The following is a 13906-nucleotide window of genomic DNA, read 5'->3' as shown; positions in this document are numbered from 1 at the left end:
TGTTACTCTGTATTATAGTATATATACCTAAAATATCACTTTAATCAAATAATCAATCTTTTTCATTTCAATAGGCTCCGCCAGTATTCGTACATAAGGTTATAGGGACACGGCACATCACTATCAAGTTAAAAAATAAAGAGAAATTGTCATCCTTATTAATCAATCATGAAAAATAACCGGTTAATTATGAAAAATCACATTAAACAGCTTCCGTATCCCTTTTACTGTTTAGAAAGATCTATACAAATAAACTTAATAATAAAGTAAACCCTAATCCGGCTACAGAAACGATAGTCTCAAGTAACGTCCATGTTGCAAATGTTTCTTTCATGCTTAAACCAAAGTACTCTTTGAACATCCAGAAACCAGCATCGTTCACGTGTGAAGCAATTAAACTACCAGCCCCTGTTGCAAGGACAACTAAAGCAAGGTTAACATCAGATTGACCTAACATCGGAATCACTAAACCGACAGTTGTTAATGCAGCAACCGTAGCAGACCCCAATGAAATACGTAAAATGGCAGCGATAATCCATGCGAGCAAGATCGGTGATAATGAAGTACCTTTGAATAATTCGGCTACATAGTTACCAACGCCGCCATCAATTAATACTTGTTTGAAAGCGCCGCCTCCACCAATAATTAAGAGCATCATCCCAATATTCGAGATCGCTGTTGTACAAGATTCCATCACGTTTTTAATTGGAATATTTCTTGCCAATCCCATTGTATAGATCGCAACTAGTAAGGATATCAACATGGCAGTATCCGCATTCCCAATAAACTCGATCGTTGCTAGTAAACTATTATCTTTGAATCCCATTGTTTTTTGCAGCAAAGTAATAATTGTAGCGACTGCCATTAAAAGAACAGGCAGTAAAGCGGTAAAAACACTGATTCCAAAGCCAGGAGTTTCTTCAAGTTTAAATACTTTCTGCTCACCTAAAGATTTGATATTACCGGTTTTTGTGAACGCATCAGGTACTAGCTTTTTTGCAAGTTTAGTAAATACAGGTCCAGCTAACACAACCGTTGGAACCGCTATCATAAAACCGTAAAGTAATACTTCACCGATGTTTGCATGCAATTCACCAGCGATAGCAGTTGGTCCTGGGTGTGGTGGTAAAAATCCGTGTGTTACAGATAAAGCAGCTGCCATCGAAATACCGAGATATAAGATAGAAACTTTTAATTCTCTTGAAATTGCAAATACAATCGGAATTAATAATACTAATCCTACTTCAAAAAATAATGCAATCCCGATAATAAATGAGGCAGTCACAACAGCCCATTGAATGTTCTTTTCACCAAATTTTTTCACAAGGGTCATGGCAATGCGTTGTGCACCCCCAGAATCTGAAAGCAACTTACCTAACATCGCACCAAGTCCAAAAACGAGTGCTAAATGACCAAGTGTTCCCCCTAATCCCGCTTCAATGGTTTTAAAAATTTTTTGAGGCGGCATTCCAAGTGCTAAAGCAACCCCGACCGATACAATGATTAATGAAATGAAGGTATTTAATTTAAAGCGCATAATCAGTAAAAGTAATGCTAAAATCCCAATTGCTACAATGACTAATGGCATCGTAGTTCCCCCCTAATCTTAGCTGTATTTGTATTTATCCCGCTATTCGTGGGCAGTAAGGCCCCCACCTCGAGATTTAGATAGAAGCGAGGCGTGGGGGATTACTGATGAAAGTTTTACTTTATTAAATTTCTTTGATAATTTGCAATTCGTGTATAATCATCTTCTAGCGCCCTTGATAGGTTAATAAATATCGGCAGTAATTGTCTGTATTCTTTTGTTGCTTCTTCTTTCGGTGTATGTTTGTAGGTACTGCCAACCATTTCGGAAACGATTTCAAAAGAATCAATTTTTCCTGTGGCATAGAGACCTAATATACATGCACCTAGACAAGAGCTTTCGTAGCTCTTTGGAACAACGACTTCAGATGCGAAAATATCGGACATCATCTGTCGCCAAACGTCAGACCTTGCGAAGCCGCCTGTTGCTTGAATACGGGTTACAGGACCATCCATGCATTCGGTTAACGCTAAGAATACAGTGTATAAATTATATATAACGCCTTCTAAAGCTGCACGAATCATATGTTCCTTCTTATGTGACATCGTTAAACCGAAGAAGGAGCCACGTACATCTGGATTCCATAATGGTGCACGTTCACCTGCGAGGTATGGATGGAATAATAATCCGTCTGCACCAGGTCTCACGCGTTCAGCTATTTTAGTTAATACATCGTATGGATCAATTCCTAGTCTTTTCGCAGTTTCTACTTCTGATGAAGCAAGTTCATCACGAATCCAACGAAGGACCATTCCGCCATTGTTTACCGGTCCACCAATTACCCAATGCTTTTCAGTTAAGGCATAACAAAATATTCTTCCTTTTTTATCTGTTTGTGGCTTGTCAATGATGGTCCGAATAGCACCACTTGTCCCAATTGTGACAGCAATCTCACCTTTTCGAATTGCATTCACACCTAGATTAGAAAGCACCCCATCACTGGCACCAATAACAAACGGTGTTTGTGAATCGATACCAATCTTTTGGGCTAAATCTGGATTGCAGTTACTAAATATTTGGGTGGTTGGTACGAGTTCAGATAATTGAGCTGGTGTTATACCAGCAATTTTTAAAGCTTCCTCATCCCAATCTAGTTTTTTTAAGTTCATCATACCCATGCACGAGGCGATGGAATGATCAACAACATATTGATCAAAGAATTGTTTGAAGATATATTCTTTGATTCCAATATATTTCTTCGTTCTAATAGCAATTTCCGGATGATCATTCACAATCCATGTAATTTTACTTAATGGTGACATTGGGTGAATAGGTGTTCCTGTTCGTCTATAAACTTCATGGCCATTCAGTTCATCTTTGATTTTATGTGCCCATGCCTCACTGCGATTATCTGCCCAAGTGATACAAGGTGTCAGCGGCTGATCATTTTCATCCATGGCAATGACACTATGCATAGCACTGCTAAATGAGATAAACGATGGTTTTTTATCTGAATGCTGTTTCGTTATATTTGATATCGCTTGTAAAACAGCTTGGAAAATCTCTTCTGGATCTTGTTCCGCTGTGGATATATCCGGTGTGCGAAGTGGATAACCAATATTCTCGGTTTGGATGACTTCGCCTTCTTCAGTAAATAAAACTGCTTTCGTACTTGTTGTACCGATATCTATACCTAACATATAGCTACTCATGTCCTTGCTCAACTCCTTTAGATAACATTTGTTGTGACATCCAGAAATCTTCAACTTTCCCTTGAACATCATCAAAGTTTAGATGTAAGGCCTCAATCATGAGGGCTCGATCTTTTGATTCGATTGCTTTTATATAAAGCTCATGATTTTTAATAACCCGTTCAAAGTCTTCGTACTTTTCCTTGAAACGAGTACGCATTGATAAAAGGATTAAGCTTTCCATAACAGGCTTTAAATTATTCCAAATCATCAGGATGTAGGAATGCTCAATGGTTCGAATAATCGTTTCATGGAATAAAAGATCTTGATAAGAAAACTCATCAGAATCATGATATTTAATGGCGATTTTCATCATTTCCATTATTTTATTTAGTTCTCTTACTAAATCATTTGTGTCCATCTTTACAAGTCGCTCAAAGATAAACTTTTCTATAAGTAAACGAACATCATATATTTCTTCGATTTCTTTCTCTGTTAAACCAATGACAACTGCGCCCATTCTTTCTAAGCGAATAATATTTTCAGAAGCTAGTACTTTTAATGCTTCACGAACGGGTGACCGACTTACAGAAAAATCGGCAGCTAATTTATTTTCCGACAGGATGGTACCGCTTTCAATTTCCCCTGCAATAATGCGCATTCTCAGTTCGCTCGCAACACGATCCCCTGTAGAAGCTTTTGAAAGCCATTTTTCAGGATAAAGAAATTCCATTGATTTCGCCATAAATTCACCTCATGTTAATCAAGTATACTTGTATACAAGTATTATAACTCGGATTTTTAATTATGCAAGCGCTATTATTGTTTGCTTTGGTTCTTTTAGAGGAAAGCCCCATAATTATCAAGCTAACAAATCGAGTCGCCCCAAAAACTATTATTGTTGATGAAGAAGATTTAGGGAATGGAAAACTGAAGAATATGATATTCAAGGACTTACATCAACATATTTACCACTCAGGTTTACAACTTTTTGAGTCAAAAATATAGATGTAAAAATGTAACAGTAACTGAATTTGAGCAATAAAAACTTTTAAAAATTGAAATTGTATTGTAAAGTAATGATTTTACAAATAGAAGCAGTTTTATATAATTAAAGACAAGTAAAGAGAATTTAAATGATCCACAATAGAACGAGTAAAAATCAACAATCGTGCGGATTATTCTGATAATGTTTCAACTTAAAGGTTATATAGCCATCATATAGCTATGACGTTTCACATTTTTAAGATTCAAATTATATTTGTAATTAACATTGTTAGGAGGTATTTAATTATGGAGAAAGTGTTAGCATTGTTTAGTGATGCCCTCCTACTTGCTGCTCCAATTTATGAAGAAAACAAGCAGTTATGGGCCAAATGGAATAAATATTATAAAGAAGTACAAGAGAATCATGATAAATTAGTAACATCAGCTAATATGTCCCCTTCCTTTTCGACACTTGTTTCTTGGTTAGGTCAGAAACAAGAGCAAGGAATATCGTTGTTAAACATTTATGCCAATCTGAATAAATATAAAGTTGAGATTCAAAATGTACTAGATAAGATCATTGAACAAGAATTCGGAGAAAAAGTTGAAGCAGTTGAACCAACTCAAATTTCAATTTTTGAAGATAGTCAGGTAACAGAACATATAGAAGATATATCGGATGATTACTATCCTGTAACCAATGACGCAATGTACTATCAATTACGTGATGGAATAGCAAAAAATCATTTTGAGGAAGATGAAGCAGTAGCAAAACCGGTACTGCCATTAGAAACAAAAAATTCAAGCGGAGTTGCACAACTATCATCACATAAGGATGAGGATTTGAGATTAGTGAATACAAACGAAGCAGAAAGATGGTCTATATTGGTTGATGGAGTAATTAGTAATATGGATGATCTTACAGCAGACTGTTTGGATACCATTACAATACAATGGTTAAATCAAGCTAAATCTCCAGATGAATTCATAGATTTTAGCTATGAAAATGTGTTGGAATTATGTAATATGCCAAAAGCATCAGCAAACGGTGTAGAGTATTATCGTGCAGAAGATAAGATAAAAGTAGCGCAACGTATTGCAGCGTTAGCGAGCATCTTTATTTATTTGAATGATGATAATGAAGTTGTAGTATTGAACGATCAAGCTGAAACAGGGGAAAAATTTGAAGTAAAACGTGAAGTAATCAAAAGGCTATTCGTACTGGACTCTGTAGTGTTATGGAGAGATAAGAATACTAATGAATATATGGGGATAGAATCCTGTAAGATTAAACCAGGTAGTTTTTTATCGGGCTATTTGTATGGATCTAATAGCACAACTGCTTTATTATCGAAAAAAGCATTAGAGTATAATAGCTATAGACACAAGTTTCATAAACGTTTAATACGTTATTTATCCTGGCAGTGGCGAATCCGTCAACAATACAGTACTTTAAAAAGACCATACTCCATTGGTGGAGAAAAAGGTTTACTGTCTGTAATGGGTATTACAACTACAAAGGGGCGCCCAACTCGAATTCGTGAACAACTAGAAAATGTTTTAAATGATTTAGAAAAAGAAAATGTCATTTCACATTGGGCATATGCAGAAGAATTGGATGAAACAAAGATAGGAGAACGCAATTGGTTTAAGAATTACTTTGAAAAGTTGGGAATCATTATTTTACCTCCAAAAGAATTGATGAATAATATAGATAGTATGGTGAAGAAAAAATCAATAGATACGCAAGAGAAGCAAGAGGAGCGTTATATTGTAGATACAGTAAAACAACCTACTGTAGGATCAGAGGATATGGTTCGAGAGAAAATTATGCATCAGCATATGCATCAAAATAAAACAATGCGTGAGATAGCAGATGAAATAGGTCTATCCCCTGCTACGCTATCAAGATTCTGTAATAACAAAATGAAGCGTATTTCAAAAAGTGTTAATGAAAAACTAAACAAGTGGTATGAAAGACAAATGATTATAGAATCTATGTAAAAAGAAGCAGATACCTTTAAATTTATTATCAATACCTAAAACACAAAAAGTCATAAAAAATAAAGGGTGATACATATTAGTCATGTGTAATATGTATCACCCTTGTAATTCTTGTTCAACAATCGCGCCCGATTGTTGAAGATGCTTATTGAAGAAAAGCGCCCGTTTGTTTAAGTGTAATTGTTCACAAAGCATTAAAGGAATGCTTTGTCCGTTGTTGAAGAAAGAAAACACCTCTGTCATTTTTCTTCAGGGTAATAGCCATATGTATTCTTCCGTTCATCATGACGGGTAATTGAGAATCCATTGATAGTCTAAAAATTTTCTAGCAGTAATAAAGTCCACTTCTAAAAGACTATGTAGCAATAGACTATTCATATGTCCAGATTCAAATACGTAGTACATTTATGCGTTTCTATACTTTACAGGCGAAATGCAAGTCAAGCGGATCGGAAATGAATTGAGCCTTGGTGCGTTTTTGCTAAAATTTTTAATTGATATGCGGCTTCCAATGTTTTATGCTAATTATGCTCTTTATTGCAAATATTTCACATAAAAGGACGGGTCAACTTGAGAAAATCGACAAAGCTAATCATTGCCGGAGTTGTAGCAGCAGTACTATTGCCCTTGGTTTATCTTCAATTAGAGACAGGAGCTGTAACAAAGAAAGCAAGCAATGTCATCTATGACAGCAAATATGGTAAGTGCGGGTTTCTTGACAAGGAATGGGACCAGTTGGAAGAAGCTGGGATCACAAACGCCAGCATAGATGAAATGGTTGCAAATGCTTCGAGTCCTGGGGTTGTGTGTGACGACCTGGAAGACATGCTGTATAACATTCAAAATCCAGAGTTAACGGAAGAAGAGGAAGCCGCTAAAGAAAAAAAATCTGCTAAGTTGGAGGAGGCAGCAAACCAGGCGATTGAGAAAGACAATAGGAGAATCGAAAAAGCAAGAACCTTCATAGATACTGACCTTAAAGCCATGATTGACCCCGTGTTGGTCGATGGTTTCAATATGGAGTATAGGGTTGAGGCGGATGAACATTATGCAGGGAATATTAATGTGTTTGTAGATGCCGAGCAAGAAAGCAAGCAGGGAAAAAAATTGCGAAAAGCCTTTATTCAGAAATTTGGTGACGGAGATGTGGATGCCAATTATCAAATTTTGATTTTAACTGAAGACAAAAGTGTTATTGCAAGGGTTTCATTACCTGAATTATAAAAGGAAGGGGCAGTCTGTTGCCCTTCCTTTTTGTTATTGTCTTTTTAATTGAATTTAAACTAACCTGCCCCGTTTGTTTAAGTGAAAATCATCACAATTTTGATTTTACATTTTAACAAAATATCTCCCATAGTATTGAACACGTTCCTCCAGTAAGTATTTCAATTAAAGATAATCTATTTCTCGTCTGACTTTTCCAAAAGAAAGTTTAAATTGCCATGATATAAACAATTCCAAAAGTGTCTATTGTAGTTATCTTCATTAATTAATATGTTATTATCAAGCTCGACTAATTTGTTCTTCAAATCATGAAAAGTCTTTATTAGATCACAATCTTTGTAGTGCCTCTGCCCTATTAGCTGAACCCAATACTTTTTAAAGCAATTGAAGCAGCAATACATTTTCTCTATAGAAGAATTAACAAAATATCTTTCTACTCTTTCCGTAATCTCATGTTCTAGCTCATATATTTCTCCTGTGGGTTGGTAGATAGTAATTAGATTACCTGAGTCTATATTGCTCCCAATAACAAGGTATGGTTTAAACTTCTCTAAACTCGCTAAAAACGCTTCTGTATATTCTTTATCCAATATCGATAAAGAAAAATCATTTTGTTTTGTCCATTCCACTACATCTAAAAGAAAACCATTTGAATAGGTGTAAAATTCTACATTGAGACATTCGAATTCATTTCCTTTAATTTGATGCTTAAGTAAAAAGTGCATACTATCAATGGGCAAATTTAAATTGGCAATCTCCACTGTCATTCCTCCAACCCTTAATATTTAATTCATTTTCTGCTTCTACACAAACTCAATTAAATTTTAGCATAAAGAAATGGTCTTCTTGCGGAGAGTGGAATATGAAATAATAAAAAGGTATGAGTATACAACCCACACCTTTTTATCGTTATAAATATTCGTTATATGCTTAGTGCATCAATCATGATCAATGTCACCTTCGATATATTGACTGAGTTTATCCTTAATTGCCGCGCTTTCTGGGGTTACTTCTGCTACTTTACGATTGTGAAGACGAGAGCCACCTTCCGTTTCATCTAAAGGTAATGTATTTTCTTCTTCTTGAGGAACAGTGGCAGCCATTTGTTGCTGTAACCATTGCAATGTTAAGTTAGATGTTGTATTTTTACCATTGATTTCTGCAGTTCGTTGAATTTCCTGTTCCTGCTGATTATGGGTAACAGTCGATGTGTAAGCAGGCTCTCTATATTGTGGTGTATGCTTCGCTCTTGGCACTTCTATTGGAGTTTCAGTAATAACTGGTGCTTTCTTGATAAGTTCAATAGGTTCTCTATGTTTACTGGTATCTGGTACATTCTCTTTTTGCACATTAATCACTTCATTAATTTTTGCGTGTTCCGTTGTATTAGAAGTAGGAATTGATGCTGTAGCGTCCCCCTTTTTTAGCTTAGGAGCAGAATTTCTTGAGTAATCTTGCACAGACTGATTATTTGTTAACTCACCTTCACTGTCAGTATAATCGTCATTATTATAAAAATCGTAAGTATCAGGGTTTACCGTTTGTAACCAACCTTCTATTGCAGTAGGCGCTGTTTTAGGCATACTCAATTCCTCAATTACAGTTTCTTCGCTATCAACATCTGTATCTGTGACATAATCATCATATTTAATTTCTGCATTCAATGATTCTTCACGAATTTTTAGCCAATAAACAGCTGCTTCTGCATCAACTTGAATCTTAGCTGTTTTAAACTCAGTGGCAGGAACAAAGTTTGCATTTACTTGTATTCCTCCTTGAGGAGCATTATCTTTTACAATTTTAGCAGCACACTGGAATGCTTTTTGAATCAATATATCATTTTCAGAAAGAATGGGTACCTCTGTTTTCGAATAAGAGTAGGATGTTCTACGTGTACTTTGAGTTTTCGTTTCAGCTGTTACCATATCAATTTCTTGATCACCTTCACGTGCTTCATAAATTGTTTTCGTACCCATAAGCTTACTAAACAATTTAGCATCTTCATTAGTAACATCACCATAAACAAGTTTATTACGAAATGTACCTAACAGGATATCCATGAATCTTGGGCCATGTTCAATTGCTAATTGACTAATTGTTTGTGCAATAACAATTAAAGGAGCTTTATATTTACGTGATTGAGCAGGAAAACTTTTAAATGCTTTATAAATGTAATCAGCAAACTCATCAACTAAAACGGGATGGTATGGAGATACGTTAGGTTTACGACGGAAAACAGCATTTTGCACTGCATATAAACATAATTTGCCGAATACATCAGATAGGTCAGAAAGTTCCCCTTTCGCTGTATTGATTAAAAGGATACCTCCAAATTCCAAATGCTTTTCAAAGTCAAAATCTGATGGACCACATAATACACGACGGAGCAGAGGTTGAGCTGAAATATCATTTAATGTGTTTCGTAAACCACGAACGAAGGTTTCTTGTTTATCAATAATCTTTGGCTGCCCATAGTATTTCCCTTCAGTATGATAAACAACTTCCCCTCCCCCACGACCGCCAGAAATTTCAGGTACATAATTTAAATCAAACCATTCATCAACTTGCTTCATTATGCGCCAATGATTTCGTTCATCTCTATCAGGTATAGATTCAATATCATTAGGAAGTCGCTCTTTTAACTTGAGATGCATCTCAAAAACGAGATTAGCATCATTATACAAATCAATTAAATGTTCAAATCTAGCTTCAAATTTTGAATCATGGAGTTTTAACAAGTAAATATGTTGTTTAAGATGCGAACGCTCAGATTGAACAAAGAAAGGATTTCCCGCGCCATTATCAGAGAGCCCCGTTAATACTGAACATAACATCTCAGCAACCTTATCGACTGGACCACGTACAAAATTTATTGAAGGGGTATCAGGATTTGTTGGGTCTAAATAGAAAATAACACTTTCGGGAATTTTGTGTGCTAATACCAATTTATATACTTTTTCGCAGAAGTCATTTGATGGCTCGATAACAGTAAGACCATTAACCTGCGTTCCTTTTACATCCTCTGAATGATAATCTTTTCTTGCATATAAAGTTTTAAAGTTATTAATCATGGAAGCCATATAGTCAAGAATTTGATTGGCAATTGGCAAACCTAGTGCAGCGGATTTCCCTGTACCAATGTTACCGATGATCATTATATTAAGCGTTAGAGACTTGCCCTGTATAACTGCCATTTCCCGTGTAGCACTGTTAGGACCAAGAAAGATATCAGGTTCTGGCAATTTTGATGGATTTTTCTCAGTGAAAAATTTGTGTAATGAAGTAGCAAGTTTTCGTTGTCGATCATCATTCAAAAAGGAAAGCATCCAACCAGGTATTTTAAATACGTATTCCCATTTTCCGAATTCATCTAAAAGCTCTCTTTTATGTTCAAAAAAAATCTTAAAGAGCCATAAGAGTACGAGAATAATAATAATTACAGGTATAGCAAATACAAGGTGCATGATATTACTGAAATTTGAAAGGATAGTATCTTCTAATCCTTTGTCATTTAGTGAAACCTCTCCAGCTTTCGAGTTTAAGAATGGAATAAATATCTTAGCTAATGGAACACTAAACGCCCATAAGTACTGGGCAACTATACCAATTAACATCATCGAGAATATAAACCATCTACGCTTTATCTCCTGGTAGGTCTTAACCTTGGTTGATAGTTGCCAAGTATAAATTAAAATCCAAAAGCTAAAAAAGGTTTCAATGTAATAATTAGTTTCAAATGGATTACCGAAGATACTTAAAGTAGGTAATGAAGCCCCCATTTGTATCGACCAGAAAGAAGCGTATTTATAAATTCCTCTAAAAGCAAAATACCAAGCTAGCAGAAGTAGTAATGTCACAACATAGTAAGATGAGCGGGCTGCTAAACGACATTTCCAGCTTTTCGAAATATCGATTGTAACTGTATAGGAATTTTTTTTGCTCTTTCCGGCTTTTGGGTCCTCCCCATTACCTGGTGCATTATTGAGTTCAGTATTCTTTTGAACTGCATTCTCCAAATTCTTGTTTCACCCTCTCTTTTAACGAATAAAAAGCAGCGGTGAAATTAAGCAATTCAGCAGAAGTAGCCAATAATATATTCTCTGGTGCTATGGAATTGTGAAACAAATCAGTAAAAATGACTTGCTGCCCATGCTCTAATTCATCCGCTTCATATATCCCCAAAATCTTAATTGGGTTTAATGTTCGGTGTTGATTTTGCATGGCCAACAATCCTGATAATTGCTGTAATTTAAAGTGTGTATTAACCTCCCCTACCTTAAGTATTGTTAATATACATAATATTTCTAAGTAATCTAAAGATTTTTTTTCTTCATCAGGTGCTTTTTTTCGTAATACCAAAATGTCATCTGTTAGCTCAAGTAGTTTAGAATGTTGAATCCCCTTCGCTTGAATTTCATTTTTATTAGAAATCCACTCTACCGAATAAGGGAAAGAAGAATTTATGTTTAAACGTTCAGCGATTTTTTTGAGCAAATGACTTTTGTTTAAACTATTAATTTCGCGAATTTCATGAAGAATATTATTTATTACAAGTGCAGATCCACCCATATTGCTTACGTAAACATTTAGGTTATTCACTACACTTAAACGTGGTATATTGCTGAAAGCCTTTTTTAAATTTGTTACACGAGTAGTTCTTTTTTTGTAAGTAGAAATTGTGTGATAGGAATCATCGATTACTGAAAATAATACGTAAAACTGTTTAGACGGATTAGAAGCAGCGATATCAAGATATTTTTTTAGCTTGTTTTCTAGAAATGGAATGTTTTCTGTTCCTGTATCAACTTCAATATTGATAATAGAATCGTTACATGTAAGAACCCAATCAGGAATGATTAATGGGTTTCCCTTTGAATCTAGGTAAAACTCTTTAGATGGACGAAATGAATAAACGAGTTGAGGTAGATCTGCTTGGAAGGAAACGGGTTGAAGTTCTGGCTGAAACATTTCGCGATACTCTTCATCTTCGTATAAGAAGTAAACATCATTTGAATCGGAATACATTAGGTTAGGTAAATGTAAGTTTTGCTTCACAATTGAGTTTAATGGAAAAAGATAATCGCCATTACCACCTACAATTGCACCGGTATGTTCATTTTGGGATTCTGCTTCAAGTAGATTTAGCACAAATTGTGTAATAGCTATATTGTGTTCATATTGCCTTTTGGTAACAAACGAGGTGGTGTAATCAGTAATTAATTTTAAACGATATAATACTTCTGTTCCCTTTGAAGCTATAGAAACGAAATCCAATGTAAAGCCACGCTTTTTTCTCACACTTATATTTTCTTTTTTTATTAATTTCATTTTTGCCCACTTAGTTAACTTTGATGAAAATGTAGTTCGACTTATTGGCTCCCCACTTATCAATTCATAAAATTTTCTTAATTGAATTTGAGATACTGTTCGTTGTTCATATAAAAATAAAACTGTAAAAATGTCAGAACGATTAAAATAAACTCCACGATCATTTTCCCCGACGATATATTTAACGGTATAATCAAATGATTTTTTCAATTTTAAACACTCCCTTGATATGAAAATAATATACGGAAACTTGCATAAAATTGAGTGCAATTGTCAACAAATGAACGTAATTAATGTTAGATAAATTAAGCAGTTCAGTACATAAAAATGATTAAAGTATATTTTAACTGAAATTTACAAAAAAGTAACCCATTATCCCCCATGAACTCTCGGTTTAAAATCATATATCATTTCGTCAGGTGTGGGTAATTAAATCTAATGATATCAAGTAGAAAATTTCTATTAGAGTTCGTCATATATTCTTCGACATTGATAAGAGAACATATGACGAACTCTAATGATAAAAAAAGGATTCGTCATATGTACTTCGTCATGTAGGTGTAGAGTATCAAAAATAGTTAAAATGTACAGTGAATATACTTTTGCATGGATAAAATTAAGTATTAAACAGAATTGTATTTAATTCTGTAGAGGTATCCGTTTGTCAGAAGGAAAAATTACATCATAAAAGAAATAAGTAAATAAACATAATAAAGTAAATGAAAATTGTGTATATTTCATATTTTGCATGTTACAATCTGATTTAAGGGGTGAAAAAATGCTGAATTGGAACACAGAATATGGGTTAATAACAAGGGTAATACAAAGTGAATTTGAAACAGACTTTCTTTATACTAAAGTAATCAACACATTAAATAATGAGTATGAGATAATTCCATTACAGTTTGCAGCACTAGATCCTTATAAAACGTATAATACCTCACAGGTTAGTAGAATTTTGAGGATAAAATCAAATCAGTTAAGATATTTAATTAACAAATACGGTGAATACATCCAATTAATAAAAAAAAGAGCTAAATATGTTATTTCATTTAAAGCTTTATACAGGATTTATTTAGTAAACCTATGTCTAACAAAGAAATTATTTAATTTAGCTGAGTTTAACAGCATTATGACTTCACAT

The 13906-nt window shown here is 34.5% G+C and carries 8 protein-coding genes and 1 pseudogene; 3 read left to right on the top strand and 6 right to left on the bottom strand.

Going from position 1 to position 13906, the window contains the following annotated elements; translation table 11 throughout:
• Positions 1–241: 241 nt before the first annotated feature.
• The 3 genes from gntP to gntR form a co-directional block, all read right to left on the bottom strand.
• Positions 242–1588: a gluconate permease GntP gene (gene gntP, locus ACO6VI_RS22035; RefSeq protein WP_327898199.1), complete on the bottom strand. Its 1347-nt coding sequence runs from the start codon at positions 1586–1588 to the stop codon at positions 242–244.
• A 116-nt stretch (positions 1589–1704) separates the two neighbouring features.
• Positions 1705–3240 carry a gluconokinase gene (gene gntK, locus ACO6VI_RS22030; RefSeq protein WP_422424079.1) on the bottom strand — a complete coding sequence of 512 codons (1536 nt, stop codon included), beginning with the start codon at positions 3238–3240 and terminating at the stop codon, positions 1705–1707.
• Positions 3233–3964, bottom strand: a complete 732-nt coding sequence (gene gntR, locus ACO6VI_RS22025) for a gluconate operon transcriptional repressor GntR (RefSeq protein WP_048565380.1) — start codon at positions 3962–3964, stop codon at positions 3233–3235. Before gntR ends, gntK begins: the two co-directional genes overlap by 8 nt.
• A gap of 548 nt (positions 3965–4512) precedes the next feature.
• On the opposite strand from gntR, the gene ACO6VI_RS22020 reads away from it, so the two are divergent.
• Positions 4513–6210, top strand: coding sequence for a helix-turn-helix domain-containing protein (locus ACO6VI_RS22020; RefSeq protein ID WP_098629872.1), 1698 nt, complete (start codon positions 4513–4515; stop codon positions 6208–6210).
• A gap of 570 nt (positions 6211–6780) precedes the next feature.
• Positions 6781–7434: a hypothetical protein gene (locus ACO6VI_RS22015; RefSeq protein WP_422424076.1), complete on the top strand. Its 654-nt coding sequence runs from the start codon at positions 6781–6783 to the stop codon at positions 7432–7434.
• A 176-nt stretch (positions 7435–7610) separates the two neighbouring features.
• On the opposite strand, the gene ACO6VI_RS22010 is transcribed toward ACO6VI_RS22015, so the two are convergent.
• The 3 genes from ACO6VI_RS22010 to ACO6VI_RS22000 all read right to left on the bottom strand — a co-directional run bounded on the left by ACO6VI_RS22010 (position 7611) and on the right by ACO6VI_RS22000 (position 12972).
• Positions 7611–8201, bottom strand: coding sequence for a hypothetical protein (locus tag ACO6VI_RS22010; RefSeq protein WP_422424074.1), 591 nt, complete (start codon positions 8199–8201; stop codon positions 7611–7613).
• Between the two features lie 171 nt (positions 8202–8372).
• Positions 8373–11450, bottom strand: coding sequence for a type IV secretory system conjugative DNA transfer family protein (locus ACO6VI_RS22005; RefSeq protein ID WP_422424073.1), 3078 nt, complete (start codon positions 11448–11450; stop codon positions 8373–8375).
• Positions 11422–12972: a replication-relaxation family protein gene (locus tag ACO6VI_RS22000; RefSeq protein ID WP_422424071.1), complete on the bottom strand. Its 1551-nt coding sequence runs from the start codon at positions 12970–12972 to the stop codon at positions 11422–11424. The genes ACO6VI_RS22005 and ACO6VI_RS22000 overlap by 29 nt, the downstream gene beginning before the upstream one ends.
• Before the next feature lie 538 nt (positions 12973–13510).
• Here ACO6VI_RS22000 and ACO6VI_RS21995 point away from each other — a divergent pair.
• Positions 13511–13906, top strand: a pseudogene (locus ACO6VI_RS21995) (hypothetical protein); the annotation flags it as partial.

Origin of the sequence: Bacillus sp. PSXD-155 (assembly GCF_049310765.1) — a bacterium.
Taxonomy (GTDB): domain Bacteria; phylum Bacillota; class Bacilli; order Bacillales; family Bacillaceae_G; genus Bacillus_A; species Bacillus_A cereus.
This window is presented reverse-complemented; position numbering and strand designations above follow the sequence as displayed.